This is a genomic window from Bradyrhizobium betae (assembly GCF_050632175.1).
Classification (GTDB): Bacteria; Pseudomonadota; Alphaproteobacteria; order Rhizobiales; family Xanthobacteraceae; genus Bradyrhizobium; species Bradyrhizobium betae_B.
Genome location: NZ_CP192576.1, coordinates 6328847 through 6350545 on the forward strand (window position 1 = coordinate 6328847; position 21699 = coordinate 6350545).

17 protein-coding genes, 1 tRNA gene and 1 pseudogene are annotated in these 21699 nt (G+C 65.5%); 10 read left to right on the forward strand and 9 right to left on the reverse strand.

The features are described 5' to 3' along the window. Window positions 1-58 precede the first annotated feature (58 nt). Genes ACQ86E_RS30505 through ACQ86E_RS30515 form a run of 3 tightly spaced genes read right to left on the reverse strand, consistent with a single transcriptional unit; the run spans window position 59 to window position 2939 of the window. Complete coding sequence (locus ACQ86E_RS30505; RefSeq protein WP_431203116.1) at window positions 59-1042, reverse strand: TRAP transporter substrate-binding protein; 984 nt, start codon at window positions 1040-1042, stop codon at window positions 59-61. 23 nt (window positions 1043-1065) lie between these two features. Then, window positions 1066-2331 (reverse strand): TRAP transporter large permease, encoded by a 1266-nt coding sequence (locus ACQ86E_RS30510; protein WP_431203117.1) that lies wholly within the window; start codon window positions 2329-2331, stop codon window positions 1066-1068. After that, window positions 2331-2939: a TRAP transporter small permease gene (locus tag ACQ86E_RS30515; RefSeq protein WP_431206605.1), complete on the reverse strand. Its 609-nt coding sequence runs from the start codon at window positions 2937-2939 to the stop codon at window positions 2331-2333. Before ACQ86E_RS30515 ends, ACQ86E_RS30510 begins: the two co-directional genes overlap by 1 nt. A gap of 213 nt (window positions 2940-3152) precedes the next feature. Here ACQ86E_RS30515 and ACQ86E_RS30520 point away from each other — a divergent pair, with 213 nt between their 5' ends. Further along, on the forward strand, window positions 3153-3842 hold the full coding sequence (locus ACQ86E_RS30520) for a GntR family transcriptional regulator (protein WP_431203118.1): 690 nt from the start codon (window positions 3153-3155) through the stop codon (window positions 3840-3842). A 136-nt stretch (window positions 3843-3978) separates the two neighbouring features. Here ACQ86E_RS30520 and ACQ86E_RS30525 read toward each other — a convergent pair whose 3' ends face one another. The 3 genes from ACQ86E_RS30525 to dctP are packed head-to-tail and all read right to left on the reverse strand — an operon-like array spanning window position 3979 to window position 6907. After that, a complete protein-coding gene (locus ACQ86E_RS30525) occupies window positions 3979-5337 on the reverse strand; it encodes a TRAP transporter large permease (RefSeq protein ID WP_431203119.1) in 1359 nt (452 codons plus the stop codon). Further along, a complete protein-coding gene (locus tag ACQ86E_RS30530; protein WP_431203120.1) occupies window positions 5334-5888 on the reverse strand; it encodes a TRAP transporter small permease in 555 nt (184 codons plus the stop codon). Before ACQ86E_RS30530 ends, ACQ86E_RS30525 begins: the two co-directional genes overlap by 4 nt. Beyond that, a complete protein-coding gene (dctP, locus tag ACQ86E_RS30535; RefSeq protein WP_431203121.1) occupies window positions 5885-6907 on the reverse strand; it encodes a TRAP transporter substrate-binding protein DctP in 1023 nt (340 codons plus the stop codon). The genes ACQ86E_RS30530 and dctP overlap by 4 nt, the downstream gene beginning before the upstream one ends. A 341-nt stretch (window positions 6908-7248) precedes the next feature. Here dctP and ACQ86E_RS30540 point away from each other — a divergent pair, with 341 nt between their 5' ends. After that, entirely contained in the window at window positions 7249-7488 is a 240-nt protein-coding gene (locus tag ACQ86E_RS30540) for a pentapeptide MXKDX repeat protein (protein WP_431203122.1), read from the forward strand. A gap of 128 nt (window positions 7489-7616) precedes the next feature. Here ACQ86E_RS30540 and ACQ86E_RS30545 read toward each other — a convergent pair. Then, window positions 7617-7963 (reverse strand): annotated as a pseudogene (locus tag ACQ86E_RS30545) (DUF6481 family protein). A gap of 265 nt (window positions 7964-8228) precedes the next feature. Here ACQ86E_RS30545 and ACQ86E_RS30550 point away from each other — a divergent pair. From ACQ86E_RS30550 to ACQ86E_RS30560, 3 genes are all read left to right on the forward strand, one after another. Next, on the forward strand, window positions 8229-8465 hold the full coding sequence (locus ACQ86E_RS30550) for a hypothetical protein (protein ID WP_431203123.1): 237 nt from the start codon (window positions 8229-8231) through the stop codon (window positions 8463-8465). 76 nt (window positions 8466-8541) lie between these two features. Next, window positions 8542-8796 carry a hypothetical protein gene (locus ACQ86E_RS30555; RefSeq protein WP_431203124.1) on the forward strand — a complete coding sequence of 85 codons (255 nt, stop codon included), beginning with the start codon at window positions 8542-8544 and terminating at the stop codon, window positions 8794-8796. Between the two features lie 176 nt (window positions 8797-8972). After that, window positions 8973-9785 carry a hypothetical protein gene (locus ACQ86E_RS30560; RefSeq protein ID WP_431203125.1) on the forward strand — a complete coding sequence of 271 codons (813 nt, stop codon included), beginning with the start codon at window positions 8973-8975 and terminating at the stop codon, window positions 9783-9785. A 101-nt stretch (window positions 9786-9886) separates the two neighbouring features. Here ACQ86E_RS30560 and ACQ86E_RS30565 read toward each other — a convergent pair whose 3' ends face one another. Continuing rightward, window positions 9887-10045 carry a hypothetical protein gene (locus ACQ86E_RS30565; RefSeq protein ID WP_431203126.1) on the reverse strand — a complete coding sequence of 53 codons (159 nt, stop codon included), beginning with the start codon at window positions 10043-10045 and terminating at the stop codon, window positions 9887-9889. 703 nt (window positions 10046-10748) lie between these two features. Between ACQ86E_RS30565 and ACQ86E_RS30570 the strand changes: the two genes are divergently transcribed. Beyond that, on the forward strand, window positions 10749-11057 hold the full coding sequence (locus ACQ86E_RS30570) for a hypothetical protein (protein ID WP_431203127.1): 309 nt from the start codon (window positions 10749-10751) through the stop codon (window positions 11055-11057). A 101-nt stretch (window positions 11058-11158) separates the two neighbouring features. On the opposite strand, the gene ACQ86E_RS30575 is transcribed toward ACQ86E_RS30570, so the two are convergent. Further along, window positions 11159-11235 (reverse strand) — tRNA-Arg (locus ACQ86E_RS30575). A 401-nt stretch (window positions 11236-11636) separates the two neighbouring features. Here ACQ86E_RS30575 and ACQ86E_RS30580 point away from each other — a divergent pair. The 4 genes from ACQ86E_RS30580 to ACQ86E_RS30595 all read left to right on the forward strand — a co-directional run bounded on the left by ACQ86E_RS30580 (window position 11637) and on the right by ACQ86E_RS30595 (window position 21689). After that, window positions 11637-16841, forward strand: a complete 5205-nt coding sequence (locus tag ACQ86E_RS30580) for an alpha-2-macroglobulin family protein (protein WP_431203128.1) — start codon at window positions 11637-11639, stop codon at window positions 16839-16841. A 94-nt stretch (window positions 16842-16935) separates the two neighbouring features. After that, window positions 16936-19050, forward strand: coding sequence for a penicillin-binding protein 1C (gene pbpC / locus ACQ86E_RS30585; protein ID WP_431203129.1), 2115 nt, complete (start codon window positions 16936-16938; stop codon window positions 19048-19050). Window positions 19051-19183: 133 nt separating this feature from the next. Then, window positions 19184-20842 carry an ArnT family glycosyltransferase gene (locus ACQ86E_RS30590; RefSeq protein WP_431206606.1) on the forward strand — a complete coding sequence of 553 codons (1659 nt, stop codon included), beginning with the start codon at window positions 19184-19186 and terminating at the stop codon, window positions 20840-20842. Window position 20843: 1 nt separating this feature from the next. Next, complete coding sequence (locus tag ACQ86E_RS30595; RefSeq protein WP_431203130.1) at window positions 20844-21689, forward strand: phosphatase PAP2 family protein; 846 nt, start codon at window positions 20844-20846, stop codon at window positions 21687-21689. Window positions 21690-21699: the final 10 nt, after the last annotated feature.

A 21699-nucleotide genomic window follows, 5' to 3' on the forward strand; every position in this document is an offset into this window, starting at 1 on the left:
TGAGTTTGCCGGCGGGGGCTGGGTCCGCCGGCTGTGGTGAAAAGGACGGCGAACGAGGTCAGAGCGTAGCGCCGACCTTGCGCAGCTCGGCGAGAACCGGGGCCTTCGGCAGCCAGATCTTGTCGAACTCTGCGATGACGGCCTCGGTGTCGCCGGCTGGAACCTGGCGGATCGGGATCGGGGCGTTCTTGAAGTTCTCGATCAGCGCCGGCTCGTTGGAGGCGAGCTCGTCGATCTGCGCGTCCAGCGTCGTCTTGATCGTCTTGGCGATCAACTCTCGGTCGGCGGCCGGCAGCATCTGCCAGACCCGGCCGGAGACCACGGCGGCCATCGGCATGAATACGGCATTCATCTGGAGGATCACCTTCGACACCTTGTCGAAGCGCTGGTTCCAGGAGAATTCCAGGTCGGCCTCGAGGCCGTCGACCTGGCCATTGGCCATGGCGTCGAACACTTGCGGCGTCGGGATCGGCGTCGGTGCTGCGCCCAGCGAAGAATAGAAGTCGCGATAGACCGGCGTCGGGTTGATGCGCAGCTTCATGCCCTTGATGTCGGCCAGCGAATTCAGATCCTTGGAGGAGAACACCGCGCGCATGCCGGTGATGCCCCAGCCGAGTCCGATGGTGCCGGTCTCCTGCGGCAGCACCTCGAACAGCTTCACGGCCACCGGGTGCCGGACGAATTTGGCGACTGCCGGCGTCGAGCGGACGATATAGGGCGCGTTGATCGCGGCGATATGTGGGACGCGCGAGCCGAGCTCGGCGGCCTGGATGAAGCCCATGTCGAGCGCGCCGGATTGCAATTGCTGCATCATCGCAGGCTCGTTGCCGAGCTGGCCGGAGTGGAACACCGTCAGGGTCAGCCGGCCGTTGGTTGCGGCTTTCAGCTCGTCGCCGAACTTGACGGCGGCCTTGTTCCAGGAATGGCCGTTTGGGGTGATCAGTCCGAGGCGGAATTCCTTGGCCTGGGCAAGCGCCAGCGAGGGCGCGAACACCGATGCGGCGGCACTGGCGGCGAGAAAGCGGCGGCGTGAAAGCGGCATGGTCGGGCTTCCTTTCGAACGGACTATTTGACGAGGATGAGCGAGAGCGAGGGGTAGAGCGAGAGCATCACCAGCAGGACACAGGAGATGACGAAGAACGGCAGCGTCACCATGAACATCTTGCCGGGCTTGGCGCCGGTGACGGCGGCTGCGACGAAGAAGCAAAGCCCGACCGGGGGCGACAACAGGCCGAGCACGAGGTTGATGACCACCACGACGCCGAAATGCCGGGGATCGATGTGATAGACGTCGGTCGCAACCGGCAGCAGGATCGGCACCGTCATGATCAGTCCGGGGATGCCGTCGATCACCGTGCCGATCACCAGCAGGATCACGTTGCAGATCAGCATGAAGCTGACCGGGTCCTTGGCGGCCGTCTGGATCCAGGCCGCAGTTTCCTGCGGCACCTTGCCGAAGATCAGGACCCAGGAGAACACGGCGGCGGCTGCGACCAGGAACAGCACGATCGCCGAATAGATGCCGCTGCGCAGCATCATCTGCGGCAACTGCGAGAATTCGAATTCCCTGGTCCAGTATTTCCCGACCAGGGCCGCGGCCACGGCGCCGATAGCGGCGGATTCCGTTGCGTTGGCAAGGCCGCTCAAGATGGTGCCGACGATGACGATCGGGATCAGCATGGTCGGGGACGTCCGCAGGATCGTCATGACGCGCTGGCGCGGCGTCTGATAGTCGGCGCGGGGATAGTTGTAGACGTATCCCATCAGCGCGATGACGAGGCAGAACATCACGGAGAGAATGACGCCCGGCACGATGCCGGCGATCAGCATGTCGCTGACCGAGACCTGCGCGAGAACGCTGTAGACCACGAACATCACCGACGGCGGGATGATCGGGCCGAGCATGCCGCCATAGGCGGTGAGGCCCGCTGCGAAGGTCTTGTCGTAGCCTTTCTTCTCCATCTCCGGCACCATGATCTGGGCCATGATGGCGACTTGCGCCGTGGCGGATCCCAGGATGGAAGAGATGAACATGTTGGCGAGGATGTTGACGTAGGCGAGCCCGCCCTTGAGTGAGCCGACGAACGCCATCGCCATGTCGACGATGCGGCGCGTGATGCCGCCGCCATTCATGATCTCGCCGATCAGGATGAACAGCGGAATGGCGATCAGGCCGTAGCTGTCGACGCCGCCGAACAACTGCAGCGGATAGGACTGGAACAGCACCGGGTTGCCGGATGCCGCGATGTAAACGAGTCCGGCGAGGCACAGGCATAGCCCGATCGGCACGCCGACCAGCATGATGGCGATGAAGGCGGCGGACGTGATCATCAGTTGACCCCGTCGAGCTCGGAGAGCTGGAAGCCCTTCGGCGGCACGCGCGGGACCAATTCGAGATCTTCCAGCATGCTGGCCAGACCGTGAATGGTCATCGACACCGCGAAGATCGGCAGCGTCAGATAGAGCACCCAGGTCGGCCAGTTCAGCGTCTGGGTGCGCTCGGTGTAGAGGAAGTTGAAGGTCTCGGCGGAGAGCTTGCGCCCGTCGAATCCGGCGCGCGCGAGGCCGATCGGGTCCATCCAGAGCACGCAGGTGGCGATCAGGGCGATGCCGAATACGACGACGAGGCCCGTCGAGATCACTTTGGCGATCTTCTGGTGCTGCAACGAAAGCCGCTCCGTCAGCATGGTCACGGCGAAATCGAGCCGCAGCCGCGTCATCGCGGACGCACCGATGAAGGTCAGCCAGACCACGCAATAGACAGCGGATTCGTCGATCCAGTAGATCGGGAAGCGCGCATAGCGGGTGACGACGTTGAGCAGGATCAGGCCGGTGAGCAGATACATCAGGCCCATCAGCGCGATGCGTTCGACGGCGAGCAGGGCGCTTGACGCGCGGATCACCAAGCGTCGAACGCTGAATGCGCGCATGGCCGGCATCGTCTGCTCGATCATGAAAGAGGTCCTAACCCACGAAGATTTGTCGTGCGATTGCTAAATGTATAATTTATACATTCTGGGTGTCAAACGGAGATTGCGGTCATTTCGGCGGCAGGGCGCGCGTTTGCTGAGCAGTCACTTTTGCGGTGCTCCGCAACATGCAAGAGAGAGACCGCGTCGACGGATGAGTCGGGAAGGACAACAGAAGGTCAGATGAAACAGCCTCTGAAGCATCGCACCCTGTCGGCTGCGATCGTCGACCAGCTCCGGCAGGCGATCCTCGACGGCACCTATCCGGCCGGATCGCAGCTGCGCCAGGATGCGCTTGGCGAGACCTACGGCGTCAGCCGCATTCCCGTGCGCGAGGCGCTGTTTCAGCTCGAAGCGGAAGGCTTGGTGCGGATCGTCCCGCAGAAGGGCGCGATCGTTTCCGAGTTGTCGCTGGACGAGATCAACGACGTGTTCGACCTGCGCTGCATCCTCGAACCGCGCCTGCTGGTGCAGTCGGCGCCACGCTTCACCGCGGAGGATTTCGCGGGGCTCGACGACATCCACAAAAGCTTCGAGAAGGCGATCAAGGCGCGCAATGTCAGCGACTGGGGTCGGCTTAACGCGGACTTCCATATGGCGCTGTACGTCCACGCGCCGCAACCGCGCACGCGCGCCATCGTGCTGTCGCTGCTGCAGACCAGCGACCGCTACACGCGGCTTCAGCTCTCAAACACCAAGGCGATGGGCATAGCGGAGAAGGAGCACGCCCATCTGATCGCACTCTGCCGCGCGGAGAAGGTGGATGAGGCCTGCCGGTTTCTGGAGCGGCACATCGAGGCGGTGAGGAAGGATCTGTTGCAGGTCGTGGCTGGGAGTACGATCGCGCCGAAGGGCCGGCGGAAGAGCGAGTAGCTTCGTAGGGTGGATTAGCCGAAGGCGTAATCCACCGCTGTTTGTCTGCGCGGAAGCAGCAGAGGTGGATTACGCCCAGCGACTGCGCTTCGCGCATCCGCAGGTCTAACCCACCCTTCAGCCATCGTGACCCCCGCTACCTGCTCCCGTCCGGTCCCATCACCAGGTCCGGCAGTGCGGTCGAGATCCCCGGCACGAAGCACAGCAGCAGCACCGCCAGCATCATCAGCAGCACGAAGGGCAGGGTGCCCCAGATCACCTCGCTCAGTGGAATGTCGGGCGCGACATTGCGGATGACGAAGATGTTCAGTCCCACAGGCGGGTGGATCAGGCCCATCTCCATCACGATGGTCATGACCACGCCGAACCAGATGATGTCGAAATTGGCAGCACGAAGCGGCGGCAGGATGATCGGCGCGGTCATGAGGATGATCGAGACCGGCGGCAGGAAGAAGCCTAGCACGACGACCATGACGAGGATCGCGAACAAGAGGCCCCAGCGTGGCAGGTGCATCGCCACGACGGATTCGGCCACCGACTGCGAGATGTGCAGATAGCTCATCACGTAGGAATAGAGCAGCGACATGCCGATGATCATCATCAGCATGGTCGATTCCCGGATCGTCGATTTCATGATGGGCGCAAGGTCGCTCGGCCGCCACACGCTGTAGATCGCGGCGATCAGCGCCAGCGCCAGCAGCCCGCCGAGGCCGGCGGTCTCCGACGGGGTGGCGTAGCCCCCATAGAGGGCGATCATGACGCCGGTGAGCAGCAGCACGAACGGAATCACGCGCGGCAGCACGCTGAAGCGTTCGGCGAGGGTGTATTCGTCGCGGGCCAGGATCGCGGCTTCCGGTCCGCCGTTCTTGTAGACCGCTTCAGCGGCCGCGTATTCCCGCCTGAATCGATACACGGCGTAAACACCGAACAGCGTGACCAGCAGCAAGCCGGGCCCGATGCCGGCGAGGAACAGTCGTCCGAGCGACTTTTCCGCCGCGACCGCGAACAGGATCATGGTGATCGAAGGCGGCAGCAGGATGCCGAGCGTGCCGCCTGCGGCGATGATGCCGGCGGCGAAGCCGCCGGAATAGCCGCGCTTGCGCATCTCGGGGATGCCGGCCGAACCGATCGCCGAGCAGGTCGCGGGCGAGGAGCCCGCCATCGCAGCGAACAGCGCGCAGGCGAAGACGTTGGCGACGCCGAGGCCGCCGGGGACGCGATGCAGCCAGGCATGCAGGGCGAGGTAAAGATCCTGGCCGGCGCGCGACTTGCCGATCGCGGCGCCCTTCAGGATGAAGAGCGGGATCGACAGCAGCGTGATCGAAGCCATTTCCTCGTAGACGTTCTGCGTCACCGTATCGAGGGAGGCCGACGGCATGTAGATGCCCATGAACACGACTGCGACCGCGCCGAGTGCGAACGCAATGGGCATGCCCGAAAACATCACCAGCAATGTCGCGACAGCGTAGGCAACGCCGATACCGAAAACGCTCATGAACGCCTGGCTCCGGCGAAAGGCAACGCGAGTTGCACGAGGATCTGAACGCAGAGCAGGCTCATGCCGAACGCCATCAGCGAGTAGGGGATGGCGAGCGGCGGCGACCACATCGAGTTCGAAACCTGGCCGTCGACATAGGCTTCGTGCGCCAGCGTCCAGGACTTCCAGGTGAAGAAGGCGCAGAACAGCAGCGTCGCGGCATCGACCAGCCACAGCCTGATCCGGTTCGCCAGCGGCGAGAGCAGTCCGACGAAGGCTTCGATGCCGATGTGGCCGCGGTTCTGCTGCACATAGGCGGCGGTCATGAAGGTGGCGCCGACCAGCAGGAACACCGCGGCCTCGTCCTGCCAGTAATTGGCGGCCTTGAACAAGGCGCGGCTGAGCACGCTGTAGCTCAGGATGGCGCAGGCCGCGACCAGTGCGATCGCGGCAAACACGACGATGATGCTGTTGAGGATGGCGAGGACACGGTCGATCGCCGCCGCAAGGCCCGTCCTTGCGGCAGCGTTTACCCGATCGTCACGATCCGGAAGCGGACCGTGGCTCATGCAGCGACGTCGGTCGCGAGCTTGAGGAGGTTCGCGCAGGTCGCGGTCTTGGCGCCGTAGTCCTTCCACGCGGTGTCGCGGGCGATGTCGCGCCATTTGCCGACGGTCGCGGCGTCGAGCGCCGAAACCTTGGCGCCGGCCTTCTCGTAGACCTTGGCGACCTCGACGTCGTCGTCCTGCGCGCCCTTGCGGCCGAAGGCCTCGAGCTCGGTGCCGACGGTGAGCAGGATGTCCTGCTGGTTCTTCGGCAGCTTGTCGAAGATCGTCTTCGACATCATCAGCGGCTCGAGCATGAACCAGTAAGACGCGCCCGCGCCCGAGGTCAGCGACTTCGCGACCTCTTCGAGGCGGAACGAGATCAGGCTGGTGGAGGAGGTGATGCCGGCGTCGCAGGCGCCGGTCTGCATCGCGGCGTAGATTTCGTTCGACGGCACCGACAGCACCGAGGCGCCGGCGGTCTGCAGCACCATGTCCATCTCGCGCGAGCCGCCGCGCACCTTCATGCCCTTGGCATCTTCGGGCGCGACGATCGGCTTGGAGCGGCTGGCAACGCCGCCGGCCTGCCACACCCAGGAGAGCAGGATGATGCCCTTGTCGGCGAGGAAGTCGCTCAGCGCCTTGCCGACCGGCTCCTTCTTCCAGCGCAGTCCCTGGTCGTAGGTGGTGACGAGGCCGGGCATCAGGCCGATATTGGTCTCCGGCAGCTCGCCGCCGGCGTAGGGCATCGGATACAACGAGATGTCGAGCGCGCCCTTGCGCATCGCCGAGAACTGCGCGTTGGTCTTGATCAGCGAGGAGTTCGGATAGATCTCGGCGGCGATATCGCCATTGCTGCGCTTGGCGACTTCGGCGGCAAACATGCGGCAGAGCCGATCGCGGAAATCGCCCTTGTCGATGGTGCCACCCGGGAATTGATGCGAGATCTTCAGCGTGGTCGCGGCATGCGCCGTGCCGGTGCCGAAGCGGAGGATGGCGGGAGCGGCGACGGCGGTCGCGATCAAATGGCGGCGCGTGAGCATGGTGTGATTTCCTCGGACGGTTGTTCTTCTTGGGTTTGATCTGGATGGTCGTCGAGACCTGGGCGTGGGCCCATCCTAGCCGGTCTTTCACCCGATATTCTCTCATCTGATAGTTCGAGACCGATTGCCGGGGCAAGTGCCGGCCTTGTTGCGCTGCACACTGCTTCCGGCCTCCCGGGGAGGGCCGATCCGAAGCAGCGGATGTCATTGCGGCGAATGCGTGGACGGCAATGGCTCGCAGAAATTTATCGGCGACGACGTAACAACGCAGGCGGTCGATCCGTCGAGATTTAATAGCGGCGTCCGTCGCTGACAAACATCATCTCGAAGGGAAGACTCTCATGACCATTCGTACCCGCATCGTGCTCGGCGTTTCGGCTGCCGCTCTCTCGCTTGGCCTGGCGCTGTCGCCGGCCGCCTTTGCCCAGGACAAGATGGGCAAGGACGACGGCATGATGAAGAAGGACACGATGTCCAAGGACGGCATGAAGAAAGACACCATGTCCAAGGACGACGGCATGAAGAAGGACCACATGTCGAAGGATGGGATGAAGAAGGACGACGGGATGAAGAAAAACTGATCGTCGGCCATCGTCGGGCGCGCTTGCGAAAGGCAGACGCGCGCTCTCGTAACTCCGGGGGCGGTCACGTGGACCGCCCCCGGAGCGAAGCTATTAATTCAAGTTCAATTGAACATCACTTTTGAACGTTACTTGCGCTTGGCCTTGCGGGCAGCGTAGCGGGCGTCGCGCTTGGCCTTTTGCTCGGCCTCGGCTTCGGCCGCCTTCGCGATCGCTTCCTCGGCCTCGCGGGCGATGCGCGCAGCTTCTGCAGCCTTGGCCTCTTCCTCGATGCGCTTCTGCTCGGCTTTTCCGCCTCGCGCGCAGCCTTTGCCTCGGCTCGCTTGGCTGCGAGGGCCTCGCGTTCGGCACGCTTCGCCAGGACCGCGGGGTCATCCGGCCCGGGCTGCGACTTGAATTTGTTCAAAAGATTTTTGCGTGCTTCCTGCGCGGCCTTTTGCCGGTCGGAAAAACCTGGTTCCCTGAATCCACTCATCGACCGAACCTTGTCATCCTCGCTTTCGATCCTACATCACTGCCTGTTGGTACGTCGGCTGGGCATAGCAGGCGCCGCGCGACGTAGAAGCGTGTACATCGGCGCGCGTCGCGAAGCCACCTATAATCGCAGCCGATCAGGTACACGAAAATCGCCGCCCCGACGATCCGTCGTAACCTCGAAAAACTGCCGAATTGTGATGTCCCTCATAAGGGGCCCACGGAGCGGCGCCTAGCGTCCGCCCGGTACGAGACGGAGCACGGGCATGACCATCTCAAGACTGAGCCTGAAGGCGCTTGCAATCGCCGCCGCGGTGGCGGCCGTGGCCGGCGCCGCACTGCTGCTCGCCCGTCCGCAGCCGTTCGAAAGTGCCGTCCTGGGGGCGGATTGGGAATGCACCCAGACCGCGTTCGTGCTGACGAGCTGCGCACCACGGGTCCGGGAGGCGATCCCGGCGATCGAAACCTCACGCAAGGATGCAATCCGGCAGACCCGGGGGTAACGCCGGGGCATCGCGCTGGATGTGACGCCACGCCGCAGAGCTGGTAAAGCCCGCTCACCCCTGTGATCGGCCAGCCATGCCCAAGATCGAGCCCAAGATCGAACCGAAGATCGAGCCCACATCCAAGAGCGGACCGGACGGAAAGCGAAAATCTCCGCCGAAGCCGCCTTCCGGCGACAGCCGCCGCGGCGCCATGGCTGGATTGGTCATCACCATCGTGATCCTCGGCGTGGGCTGGTGGCTTGCCCGCGATCTCACCGCCGCCAGCAGGATGCAGGACTGCCTGATGTCGGGCCGGAGCAACTGCAACGTGATCGAACCGGCTCGCTAGAGGCCCTCCAGCCGCCGCCCGCGCGGACGAAAAAATGCCGCGATCTTAATCATTTGTAACGGGACTTAGCCGACCAAAGCAGATCAGTTATGTCGGCCGGCATCAGCCCGGCGCGAAGCGAATCGTCTATCGCGCATGGGACCACGGCAATCGAACGAGTAGGGGGTCCAGCACGCATGAGCGCGTCCAGCCGCATGAAGATCATCATTCCCTTGGTTTCGGCCATGGCGTTGCTCGCCGTCCCGGCACAGGCACAGGATTCACTGCCTCCCAGGCCCCAGGCCCGTCCGCAGGCGGGGCCCGGCGCAGGTGCGCCGCCCCCGAACAATCAGCAGAACATGCGCAAGGGTCCGCCGCCGCAGCAGGCGGCCAGACCTCAAGGACAGCCCGGTGGCCCGCCTCAGGCCGGCGGCCCTCGTCCCGGTTATGCGGGCGCAGGCCCTGGTGGTTCTGGTCCCCGCCCGCACAATGCCGGCGGTCCGCCGCCCGGACGCAACTATGCCCGCGGGCCGGCACCGGCACGCGATTGGGGCGGCCACGCCTATCGCGGCAACCGAGCCTGGGATGGCGGGCGCTGGCGCCAGGCGGTCCGCAACGGCCGCTCCGGCTGGTGGTGGGACGTCGGTGGCGTCTGGTATTATTATCCGCAGCGGATGGCCGGTCCGCCCGCCTACATCTCGGAAGACTATTACGACGACGTGCCGGTGGCCTACGCCCCGCCGGTCGCCTACGAACCGCCGCCTCCGCCGCCGCCGGCTGATCCCGGCGCGAGCGCACTCGGCGGTGCCATCGTCGGCGGTGTGCTCGGCGGGTTGCTCTCGGGCAATGCGTCGGGGGCGGCCGCAGGTGCGGTGATCGGGGGCGCGACCGGTGCGATCGCCGGCGCGACGGCCGCTTCTCGCCCCGGCTATTATCTGGCCGAGGGCAATTGCTACTACCGCTATCCCAGCGGCCAGTATGTGCAGGCCGATCCCCGCGCTTGCTATTGACGCCACAGGCGAGCTGCGAACAGAAGATCTGAAGCGAAGAGGCGGGCACGGGCCCGCTTCCTTATGGTTGGTTTCGGCCGATCGATGGCCCTCTTCGCGCGTTACACCAGCCAGTTGAAGAACGCGATCGCGGCCCAGACCAGACCTGCAATCCAGGCCAGCATCACGATACCGATCGTGGCGAGAAACACGGGCCCGAACAGGTCGGACCTGACGCGCTGGGTCGGGACGTGAACCTCGGCTGCTGCTTCTTGTGTCATGACGGGCCACCCATGCTCCCTCGCGACGATGCGAGCGGTTGACATCGTGTCTAGACGAGGCGCGGGCGGCAGGCTGTGACGCAATTCACAGATGCGCCCGAATGCATCCGATGATCGTCGGCCGCTGGAAACGTCCGGAAACGATCGCGCGGGCTCGGTCTGCAGGCGATCCGTATTAACCGAAACGCGCCCTGGGGTCGCTTGGTCCGAATGGTGAAACGATCACCCCGGATTCATACGGAGGAAAATGCCATCTGCTTGTCCAGATCAAATGGCTAGTGTTGGCTTCATGTGTACGAAGTACGACCCTCAGCACGAAGCCGAGGCCGCAATGAAGCGGGCCGCGGCCTCCGAAGGCGCCGACCGGCAGCGACTGATCCAGCTGGCCCTGGCATGGCACGAGCTCGCCCGCGATCGGCGCGACGAGCAACCGGACTGATCGCTCGTCCGCCGGCACGAATGCCGGTCAAGGCCTCAGCCATCGATTTCGGAGCAACGAGATCCAGCCGGACACGTCGTCTGGCCGGCACGGCTCGGGCCATATTTTCACTTGAGGCACAGACTTGGGGCCGAGCGCGACGGGCATTGTCAGGATGCGCCGCGGCGCGATCAATCCGCGCGAGCGAAACGCAGCGTTAAGAGATGTGCGGCGCTGGTTTTTGCGGTCGCGATTCGTGCTTTGGGAACGAAGCGGAGTCGGATCGTGAACGAGCGAATGGCCGACCGGCTGTCCCGGTCAATCGATCGCCAGTGTTTGTTGGAGAGATTGCTTCTGGTGGCTTCCCCGCGCCCACGCCTGAACGGCGAAGGCAAGTTGATGCTGACTCGCGGCCATGTTCGCGATGGACGCCTGCGCCATCTCGATGCGCTTCGTGATCGCACTGGAGTTAACGACCCCTGCGTCGATCGCCAAAAAAACATTGCGATCACGGCCACCGCAGATGCGATCGCCATTCTCGTCCACTCGGTTCGCATCGGAGTCCTTATCGAGCGCGCGTCGCCCGGCGCATAGATAGGGCTCATCTGCCGGGATCAAAGTCCGGGGCGAAGGCACCCACGCGTTCGTGAAGGATTGGCCAGGAGAGATTAAAGCCAGCCCGTTGATGACTGGGCTGGCGATCCCGGCAGGAATCGAACCTGCAACCCTCAGAGTAGAAATCTGATGCTCTATCCAGTTGAGCTACGGGACCGTCTGGAGCCGGCCTCGGCTACCGCCTGCCGGTCTTCTATCACGTCAAATATGAAAAATCCTCACGTCAGCCAAGCCTGAACCGAACCGTTTTCCCTGCCGACGCGACAAAGCGGGACGGTGGGGTGTCAGGGTGCCGGGTCGAGCGGCAGCGGACTGGACGATGGTTCACATCGCCGGGAACGCTGGTCAGCTTCCGGGACACGACCGCCGGTCGACGGGTCAGGTATGGCTGCGCCATCAGGACGGCGTGCGCGGCGTTATCTCGATCGGTCACCTCAGGGCTTGCTTTGCCATGGCGAATGCGACGATTTGCACATCTGGTTCCATCGCCTTGAGTCCGTCACCTTTCCGCGCACTTCATGCTCACGCGGCGTTCGTCCGCGATCCCGGGAGTCCATCATGATCGGTCTTGTTCGCGCCGTCACATTCTGCGCCGCGCTGGCGTTCGGCCTCGTGGCCGCGCACGCCGCGGACAAGGCGTTCAAGCGCGACGACCTCGCCGATTCCGCGATCAAGCTGGAGGCGCAGATCAAGAGCGAGGCGGGGCCGGTCGCCAAGACCGGCGCGACGCTGCGCACCGACGCGGATACCGCCTTCCGGCGCAATGATTTCCGCACCGGGCTGTCGGTGCTCGGCCAGATTGCCGCCACCGCGCCCGACGACACCGGCAACTGGCTGCGGCTCGCCAAGGTCATCTTCCAGATCTCGCCGAAGAGCTCGATCGAGCAGACGTTCCTGCTGGAGCGTGCCTCGACTGCCGCCTACATCGCCTACCAGCGCGCTGGCAATCCGGGCGAGGAGGCCGACGCGCTCGCTGTGCTCGGCAAGTCGCTGGCTGAGCGCAAGCTGTGGCGGCCGGCGCTGGATGCGCTGCGGCTGTCGCTCGACATGCGCGAGGTTGCCGACGTCCGTGGCCAGTATGAGAAGATGCGCGACGAGCACGGTTTCCGGCTGCTCGACTACACCGTGGACTCGGATTCGGCGAGCCCGCGCGCCTGCTTCCAGTTCTCGGAGGAGCTTGCCAAGCGCACGGATTTCGCGCCGTACCTCGCGCTGGCGGGCCAGGACAAGCCGGCGCTGTCCGCCGAGGGCAAGCAGCTCTGCGTCGACGGGCTGAAGCATGGCGAGCGCTACAACATCAATCTGCGAGCCGGCCTGCCGTCCACCGTGAAGGAGGGCCTGCCGAAATCGGCCGAGTTCAACGTCTATGTGCGCGACCGCAAGCCCTTCGTGCGCTTCACCAGCCGCGCCTATGTGCTGCCGAAGACCGGCCAGCGCGGCATCCCCGTGGTCAGCGTCAACACGCCCGCGGTCAGCGTCAACGTCTTCCGGATCGGCGACCGCAACCTGATCAACACGGTGGTCGACAGCGATTTCCAGAAGACGCTGTCAAAATACCAGCTCAGCGATCTCGGCGGCGAGCGCGGCGTCAAGGTCTGGAGCGGCGAACTGGCGACCGCGATGACGCTCAACCAGGACGTCACTACCGCATTTCCGGTCGACCAGGCGCTCGGCGAGCTTCAGCCCGGCGTCTACGTGATGACGGCCGCGGCCAAGGGCCCGGGCTCGGACGACGACTATCAGCTCGCCACGCAATGGTTCATCGTCTCTGATCTCGGCGTCTCAGCCTATTCCGGCAATGACGGTATCCATGTCTTTGTGAACTCGCTGGCCTCGACCGATCCGGTCGGCAAGGCCGAGGTTCGGCTGGTTGCCCGCAACAACGAGATTTTGGCGACGCGCAAGACCGATGACTCGGGCCATGTGCTGTTCGAGGCGGGCCTCGCGCGCGGTGAGGGTGGCCTGTCGCCGGCGATGCTGACGGTGACCGGCGAGAAGGCGGACTACGCTTTCCTCAGCCTGAAGACCTCGGCGTTCGACCTGTCCGACCGCGGCGTCTCCGGCCGCGTGGTGCCTGTTGGTGCCGACGCCTTCGTCTATGCCGAGCGCGGCGTCTACCGCTCCAGCGAGACCGTCTATCTCACCGCGCTGCTGCGCGACGGGCAGGGCAATGCCGTCACCGGAGGGCCGATGACCTTGGTGATCGAACGCCCCGACGGCGTCGAATACCGCCGCGCCGTGCTGCCCGACCAGGGCGCCGGCGGCCGCTCGCTCGCCGTGCCGCTCAACTCGGCCGTCCCGACCGGCACATGGCGCGTGCGCGCCTTCACCGATCCGAAGGGATCGTCGGTCGGCGAGACCACTTTCATGGTCGAGGACTACGTGCCCGACAGGATCGAATTCGAGTTGTCTGCCAAGGACAAGCTGATCAAAGCTAACGCTCCAGTGGAACTCAAGGCGGACGGACATTTCCTCTATGGCGCGCCAGCCTCGGGGCTCCAGCTCGAAGGCGACATGCTGATCGCGCCCGCGTCGGAACGTCCGGGCTTTGCCGGCTACCAGTTCGGTGTCGCCGACGAGGAGACCACCTCGAACGAGCGTACGCCGCTGGAGAATTTGCCCGAGGCGGACGCCAACGGTGTTGCGACCTTCCCGGTGACGCTGGACAAGCAGCCGGCCTCGACGCGTCCGCAGGAGGCGCAGATCTTCGTCCGCATGGTCGAGACCGGCGGGCGCGCCGTCGAGCGCAAGCTCGTGCTGCCGGTCGCCCCCGCGACCGCCATGATCGGCATCAAGCCGCTGTTCGCCGACAAGAACGTCGCCGAGGGCGACAAGGCCGAGTTCGACGTGGTGTTCGTCTCGCCCGAGGGTGAGCGACTGCGCCGCGATGGTCTGCGCTACGAGCTCCTGAAGATGGAGTCTCGCTACCAGTGGTATCGCCAGAACAATTACTGGGAGTACGAGCTGGTCAAGTCGACCTCGCGCGTTTCTGACGGTGACGTCACCATCGCCGCCGAAAAGCCGTCGCGGATATCGCTCGCCCCGCAGCCCGGCCGCTACCGGCTCGATGTGAAGTCGAACGATGCCGACGGCCCGGTGACCTCGGTGCAGTTCGACGTCGGCTGGTATTCCGACGGCAGCGCCGACACGCCGGACCTGCTGGAGACCTCGATCGACAAGCCGCAATATGCCTCCGGCGATACGATGACCGTGTCGGTCAATGTCCGCAGCGCCGGCAAGCTCACCGTCAACGTGCTCGGCGACCGCCTGCTGACGACGCAGACCATCGACGTCAAGGAAGGCACCGCGCAGGTGAAGCTTGCGGTCGGCAAGGATTGGGGCACCGGCGCCTATGTGGTGGCGACGCTGCGCCGTCCGCTCGACGCCGCCGCCCAGCGCATGCCGGGCCGGGCGATCGGCCTGAAATGGTTCGGGATCGACAAGCAGGCCCGCACGCTGCAGGTGAAGCTGACACCGCCGGCGCTGATCCGGCCGAACGCGATGTTGAAGATCCCGGTCAAGCTCGACGGGCTCAATCCGGGCGAAGACGCCAAGGTAGTGATCGCCGCGGTCGATGTCGGCATCCTCAATCTCACCAATTACAAGCCGCCGGCCCCCGACGATTACTATCTCGGCCAGCGCCGCCTGAGCGCGGAGATCCGCGATCTCTACGGGCAACTGATCGACGGCATGTCGGGCACGCGCGGCCAGATCAAGTCCGGCGGTGACGCTGGCGCGGCCGAGTTGCAGGGCTCGCCGCCGGCGCAGAAGCCGCTGGCGCTCTATTCGGGCATCGTCACCGTCGCGGCCGACGGCACGGCCGAGGTCAGCTTCGACATTCCTGAGTTCGCCGGCACCGCGCGCGTGATGGCGGTGGCGTGGACCGCGACCAAGCTCGGCCGCGCCAACACCGACGTGGTGATCCGCGACCCCATCGTGCTGACCACGACCCTGCCGCGCTTCCTGCTCAATGGCGACCACGGCACGGTCAATCTCGAGATCGACAATGTCGAGGGCCAGGCCGGCGACTACGTCATCAACGTGAAGACGGGCGGTCCGGTGAAAATGACCGGCAATCCCGCCACCACGGTCAAGCTCGCCGCCAAGCAGCGCAACGCGTTTGCACTGGCGATCGACGCGACCGCGGCGGGGCAGGCAACGCTCGACGTCGACATCAAGGGACCGAACGGCCTGGCGCTGGCGCGCCACTATGCGCTCGACGTCAAGGCGGCGACGCAGGTGCTGGCAAGGCGCTCGATCCGCACCCTGGCCAAAGGCGAGAGCCTGACGCTGACCTCGGACATGTTCGCCGACCTCGTGCCGGGCACCGGCAGCGTCTCGGTCTCGGCCAGCCTGTCGACCGCGCTCGACGCGGCGACGATCCTGAAGGCGCTCGACCGCTATCCTTATGGCTGCTCGGAGCAGATCACGAGCCGCGCCATGCCGCTGCTCTATGTCAACGACCTGGCTGCCGGCGCGCATCTGGCCATGGACACCGAGGTCGACCAACGCATCCGCGACGCGATCGAACGGCTTTTGGCCCGTCAGGGCTCCAATGGTTCGTTCGGACTGTGGTCGGCGGGCGGCGACGATGCCTGGCTCGATGCCTACGTCACGGACTTCCTGACCCGCGCGCGTGAAAAGGGTTTTGTGGTGCCGGACGTGCTGTTCAAGAACGCGCTCGACCGTATCCGCAATTCCGTGGTGAACGGCAACGAGCCGGAGAAGGACGGCGGGCGCGATCTCGCCTATGGCCTCTATGTGCTCGCACGCAACGGTGCGGCGCCGATCGGCGATCTCCGCTATCTCGCGGATACCAAGCTCGGCAACCTCGCAACCCCGATCGCAAAGTCGCAGCTCGCTGCCGCGCTGGCGCTGGTCGGTGACCGCAATCGCGCGGAGCGGGTCTATGGCGCGGCGCTCGACAGCCTTGCGCCGAAGCCCGTGTTGGAGTTCGGCCGCACCGACTACGGCTCGCAGCTGCGCGATGCCGCCGCATTGGTCTCGCTCGCGAGCGAGGGCAATGCGCCGAAGGCGACGCTGACGCAGGCGGTATCTCGCGTCGAGACCGCACGCGGACTCACGCCCTACACCTCCACGCAGGAGAATGCGTGGCTGGTGCTGGCGGCGCGCGCACTGGCCAAGGAAAACCTCTCGATCGAGGTCGACGGCCAGAGCGTCAAGACCGCGCTCTATCGCAGCTACAAGGCCGCGACGCTGGAAGGCAAGCCGCTGAAGATCACCAACACCGGCGATGCGCCGGTGCAGGCGGTGGTCTCGGTGTCGGGCTCGCCGGTGACGCCGGAGCCGGCAGCGTCCAACGGCTTCAAGATCGAGCGCAGCTATTTCACGCTCGACGGCAAGCCCGCCGACATCAGCAAGGTCAAGCAGAACCAGCGCTTCGCGGTGGTGCTGAAGATCACCGAGGCCAAGCCCGAGTACGGCCACATCATGGTGTCCGACTATCTGCCCGCGGGCCTCGAGATCGACAATCCAAAGCTGGTGTCGTCGGGCGACAGCGGCACGCTGGACTGGATCGAGGATGGCCAGGAGCCCGAAAACACCGAGTTCCGCGACGACCGCTTCACGGCGGCCGTGGATCGCGCCTCGGATTCCAAAGCGGTCTTCACGGTCGCCTACGTCGTGCGCGCGGTCTCGCCCGGCAAATACGTGCTGCCGCAGGCCTATGTCGAGGACATGTACAACCCCTCGCGCTACGGGCGGACGGGGACGGGCACGGTCGAGGTGCGGACGGCGAAGTGATGGTGCGATGAGTAAGACTGCGCATCCACAAAATCAGTCGTCGTGCCCGGGCTTGTCCCGGGCATCCACGAACTTTGGCGCTGAAAGCAAGAACGTGGATGGCCGGGACAGGCCCGGCCATGACGGAGCCAGAGGCAGGGGCAGGGGCCGTCGTGTCCTGTCCGTACTCGCACTCACCCTCATCCTCGCCATCGCCGGCTTCGTCGGCTGGGGCTATTCCCTCGGTCCGCTCCCGCTCGACGAAGCGCGTCAGGTCTCCACCACCGTCGTCGACCGCAACGGCAAGCTGCTGCGCGCCTATGCGATGGCCGACGGTCGCTGGCGGCTGCCGGTCGACGCCAAGGCCAATGTCGATCCGACCTATCTGAAACTGCTGCTCGCCTATGAGGACCAGCGCTTCTACGCGCACAACGGTCTCGACCCGCTCGCGCTGGGGCGCGCCGCGTTGCAGCTTGCAACGCGCGGCCACATCGTCTCGGGCGGCTCGACCATCAGCATGCAACTCGCGCGCCTGATGGAGCCGCGGCGGCAGCGCTCGCTCTATGCAAAGCTGCGGCAGATCGTGCGTGGGATCGAGATCGAGCGCCGCTTGAGCAAGGCCGAGATCCTCGACCTCTATCTCGCGCTGGCGCCCTATGGTGGCAATCTCGAGGGCATCCGCGCCGCCTCGATCGCCTATCTCGGCAAGGAGCCGAAGCGGCTGTCGCTGGCGGAGGCCGCGCTGCTGGTGGCGCTGCCGCAATCGCCGGAGACGCGCAGGCTCGACCGCCATCCCGAGGCCGCGCGCAAGGCGCGTGACCGCGTGCTCGATCGCATGGTCGAGGAGCATGTGGTCAGCGCCGACGATGCGAAGCAGGCCAAGGCGGTCCCCGTGCCAAAGCTGCGCAAGCCGATGCCGATCCTGGCCCCGCACGCCTCCGACGCGGCGCTCTCGACCGCCAAGGATACGCCGGTCATCACGCTGACGCTCGATGCGACCTTGCAGAAGGTGCTTGAGCCGCTCGCGCGGGACCGCGCCATTGCGCTGGGACCGAACATCTCGGTCGGCATCATCGTGGTCGACAATGACAGCGGCGACGTGCTCGCGCGGGTGGGCTCAGCGGATTATTTCGACGAGAGCCGGGCAGGGCAGGTCGACATGACCCGCGCCATCCGCTCGCCGGGCTCGACGCTGAAGCCGTTCATCTATGGGCTCGCCTTCGAGGACGGCTTCGTGCATCCGGACAGTCTGATCGACGACCGGCCGGTCCGTTTCGGCTCCTACGCGCCGGAGAACTTCGACATGACGTTCCAGGGCACGGTGCCGGTGAAGAAGGCGCTGCAACTGTCGCTGAACGTGCCGGCCATCGTGCTGCTCGACCGCGTCGGTGCGAGCCGCCTGTCGTCGCGGCTGCGGCAGGCCGGCGGCAATCTGGTGCTTCCCAAGGACGAGGCGCCCGGTCTTGCCATGGGCCTCGGAGGCGTCGGCGTGACGCTGCAGGACCTCGCCCAACTCTATACCGGCTTCGCCCGGCTCGGCACCACCAAGCCGCTGCGCGAGGTCATGGCCGCCAGGGACGACCGCGAACCGCTGCGGCTGCTCGATCCGGTCGCGGCCTGGCAGGTCGGCAACGTGCTCTTGGGCACGCCGCCGCCGGAAAACGCCGCGCACAACCGCATCGCCTTCAAGACCGGCACCTCCTATGGATATCGCGACGCTTGGTCGGTCGGGTTCGACGGCCGCATGACCATCGGCGTCTGGGTCGGCCGGCCCGATGGTGCGCCGGTTCCCGGCCTGATCGGGCGCGTGGCCGCCGCGCCCATTCTGTTCGATGCCTTCGCCCGGACCGGCAAAACTCTTGTCCCGCTGCCGAAGTCGCCCAAGGGAACCCTGGTCGCCAGCAACGCGAAGTTACCGTTGCCGCTGAAGCGTTTTCGTCCGGTCGGGGAACTGGTACGGACCGGCAGCGAGCAGGCGCTTCACATCCAGTTCCCGCTGAATGGTTCGCGGATCGACGTCGATCGTTCCGGCGGCGCCGAGAGCGCAGCGATGCCGGTGAAGGTCGCCGGCGGCGTCCTCCCCATGACGGTCATGGTTAATGGCACGGCGCTCGGCGAGATGGATGGCCGGCGCCAACGCCTGATTGATCCGCCCGGTCCGGGATTTGCGCGGCTCACCGTGATCGACGCCACTGGCGCTGCGGACACAGTCGTCATTCGAATTCAATGACCCGGCCTTAAGCGGTTGTCGGAATGACGGTTTCAGCGTAAGCGGAACCAATGGCCGAGACCTATCCCAGCCCCGTTTTGGCGCGCCGCGCGAACCGAAATCGCCCGTGAATCCGGGCAGCCGGCTCGTGTCGATGCTCGACTTCGTGACGGCGAGCCACGCCCGCGCGGTCGGCTTCCTGCTGGTGTGCGCGCTGCTGCTGTTCCTGCCCGGCTTCTTCACCATTCCGCCGGTTGACCGTGACGAGGCGCGCTTTGCCCAGGCCACCAAGCAGATGGTCGAGAGCGGCGACTATGTCGACATCCGTTTCCAGGAAGACGTCCGCTACAAAAAGCCGGTCGGCATCTACTGGCTGCAATCGGCCGCGGTTGAAATCGCCTCGGCGCTGAAGCTGCCGAAGGCCGAATTGCGGATCTGGGTCTACCGGATTCCGTCGCTGATCGGCGCGGTCGGCGCCGTGCTCATGACCTATTGGGCCGCGCTCGGCTTCGTCACGCGGCGCGCCGCGGTGCTTGCAGCACTGCTAATGAGTGCGTCCGTGCTGCTCGGCGTCGAGGCGCGGCTCGCCAAGACGGATGCGATGCTGCTGTTCTGCGTCGTCGCCGCGATGGGCGCGATGTCGCGGGCTTACCTGTCGTGGCAGCGCGCCGAGGACGAGACGCATCCGCCCTGGAGTTGGCCCGCAATTTTCTGGACGGCGCTTGCCGCCGGCATCCTGATCAAGGGCCCGCTGATCCTGATGTTCGCAGGACTGACGATCGTCGCACTCGCGATCCAGGACCGCGATGCCTCCTGGCTCTGGAAGCTGCGTCCGCTCTGGGGGCTGATGTGGATGCTGGTGCTGGTGCTGCCCTGGTTCCTCGCGATCTTCTGGCGCGCGGGCGATGCCTTCTTCGCGGACTCCGTCGGCGGCGACATGCTGAGCAAGCTGGGCGCCCAGGAATCCCATGGCGCGCCGCCGGGACTGTATCTGGCGCTGTTCTGGATCACCTTCTGGCCGGGCGCGCCGCTGGCGGCGATGGCGGCGCCTGCGGTGTGGCGGGCGCGGCGCGAGCCAGGCGCGCAGTTCCTGCTGGCCTGGCTGGTCCCGTCCTGGATCGTGTTCGAGGCGGTGCTGACCAAGTTGCCGCATTACGTGCTGCCGCTGTACCCGGCGATCGCGATCCTCACCGTCGGAGCGCTGGAGCGGCGCGTGCTGTCGCGCTCCTGGCTGATGCGCGGCTCGGCTTGGTGGTTTGCGATTCCCGCCGCCGGCTCGATCATCGCGGTGGTCGGCGCGGTCATGCTGACGCGGCAGCCGGCTTTCGTCGCCTGGCCGTTCATCGCGGCCTCGCTGATCTTCGGCCTGTTCGCCTGGTGGCTCTACGACAACAACCGCGCCGAACGCTCGGTGCTCAATGCGCTGGTTGCAGCCCTGATGCTGGCGGTCGTGGTCTACGGCATCGTGCTGCCGTCACTGACGCCGGTTTTTCCGAGCATCGAGATCGCGCGCGCGCTTCGCAACGTCACCTGCGTCGGGCCGAAGGCGGCTGCGGCCGGCTATCACGAGCCGAGCCTGGTGTTCCTGACCGGCACCCAGACGCTGCTCACCGACGGTTCGGGCGCGGCGGATTTCCTGCGGCAGGGTAGCTGCCGCTTCGCGCTGATCGAACAGCGCTCGGAACGCAGCTTCGCACAGCGCGCCGAGGCGATTGGGTTGCGCTACAAGGTCGGCGCGCGCATCGACGGCTATAATTTCTCGCAAGGGCGCGCGATCTCGATCTCGATCTTCCGTTCGGAAGGCACCGAGTAGGATGTCGGCCTCGACCAACACCGGACCGCGCCCGGGCTATCCTGCGCAATTGCTCACCGTGTCGGGCCGTGCGCTGGCTCAGCTTGTCCGTACGCCCTCGCATTCGCGGCGTGCCGAGGCCGCACGCAAGCTGGCGCGGCATTCGCTGTGGCTGAGCGCGGCAGGCGCCGCGCTCGTCATCGTGCTGATGGTTCTGTTCGACCAGACCGAGATCCAGTTGATGCCGGCGCGCGGCACGCCGAGCCTGTGGCCGATCCGCATCCTCACCGATTTCGGCAAGGACGAGTACGTGCTCTCGGTACTGGGGCTTGCACTGGTGGTCGTGGCGCTCGTTGCGGCCGGACGTGACGGCACCAATCGCGCGCTGCTGCTGGGCCTCGGCACGCGACTCCAGTTCCTGTTCCTGTCCGTTGCCCTGTCCGTGTTCGTCGCCGAGATCCTGAAATATCTGATCGGCCGCGGCCGTCCGTTCGTCGGCGGCAAGGCCAATCCGTTCAACTTCGTCCCGTTCGAGGGAACGGGGGCCTATGCCAGCCTGCCGTCGGGGCATGCGGTGACGGCGTTCGCGCTGGCGTTCGCGGTCTCGGCACTGTGGCCGCGCCTGCGCGTGTTCATGTTCACTTACGCAATCGTGATCCTGCTGACGCGTCTGGTGCTGCTCGCGCATCATCCCAGCGATGTCGTCGCCGGTGCTCTGGTCGGTATGGTCGGCGCCATGGCGGTCCGCTACTGGTTTGCCGCCCGCAGGCTGGCTTTTGCCATCCGCGCCGACGGCACCATCGTGCCCCTTCCGGGGCCGGTCCCGGAGCGCTTCAAAAGGGTTGCCCGCGGGGCATCCGCCCCATAAAAGCGGCTGC

Bases quoted from the DNA above. Each gene is read 5' to 3' on its own strand.
- ACQ86E_RS30505 (WP_431203116.1), bottom strand. From the start codon at position 1,042: ATGCCGCTTTCACGCCGCCGCTTTCTCGCCGCCAGTGCCGCCGCATCG.
- ACQ86E_RS30510 (WP_431203117.1), bottom strand. From the start codon at position 2,331: ATGATCACGTCCGCCGCCTTCATCGCCATCATGCTGGTCGGCGTGCCG.
- ACQ86E_RS30515 (WP_431206605.1), bottom strand. From the start codon at position 2,939: ATGCCGGCCATGCGCGCATTCAGCGTTCGACGCTTGGTGATCCGCGCG.
- ACQ86E_RS30520 (WP_431203118.1), top strand. From the start codon at position 3,153: ATGAAACAGCCTCTGAAGCATCGCACCCTGTCGGCTGCGATCGTCGAC.
- ACQ86E_RS30525 (WP_431203119.1), bottom strand. From the start codon at position 5,337: ATGAGCGTTTTCGGTATCGGCGTTGCCTACGCTGTCGCGACATTGCTG.
- ACQ86E_RS30530 (WP_431203120.1), bottom strand. From the start codon at position 5,888: ATGAGCCACGGTCCGCTTCCGGATCGTGACGATCGGGTAAACGCTGCC.
- dctP (WP_431203121.1), bottom strand. From the start codon at position 6,907: ATGCTCACGCGCCGCCATTTGATCGCGACCGCCGTCGCCGCTCCCGCC.
- ACQ86E_RS30540 (WP_431203122.1), top strand. From the start codon at position 7,249: ATGACCATTCGTACCCGCATCGTGCTCGGCGTTTCGGCTGCCGCTCTC.
- ACQ86E_RS30550 (WP_431203123.1), top strand. From the start codon at position 8,229: ATGACCATCTCAAGACTGAGCCTGAAGGCGCTTGCAATCGCCGCCGCG.
- ACQ86E_RS30555 (WP_431203124.1), top strand. From the start codon at position 8,542: ATGCCCAAGATCGAGCCCAAGATCGAACCGAAGATCGAGCCCACATCC.
- ACQ86E_RS30560 (WP_431203125.1), top strand. From the start codon at position 8,973: ATGAGCGCGTCCAGCCGCATGAAGATCATCATTCCCTTGGTTTCGGCC.
- ACQ86E_RS30565 (WP_431203126.1), bottom strand. From the start codon at position 10,045: ATGACACAAGAAGCAGCAGCCGAGGTTCACGTCCCGACCCAGCGCGTC.
- ACQ86E_RS30580 (WP_431203128.1), top strand. From the start codon at position 11,637: ATGATCGGTCTTGTTCGCGCCGTCACATTCTGCGCCGCGCTGGCGTTC.
- ACQ86E_RS30590 (WP_431206606.1), top strand. From the start codon at position 19,184: ATGCTCGACTTCGTGACGGCGAGCCACGCCCGCGCGGTCGGCTTCCTG.
- ACQ86E_RS30595 (WP_431203130.1), top strand. From the start codon at position 20,844: ATGTCGGCCTCGACCAACACCGGACCGCGCCCGGGCTATCCTGCGCAA.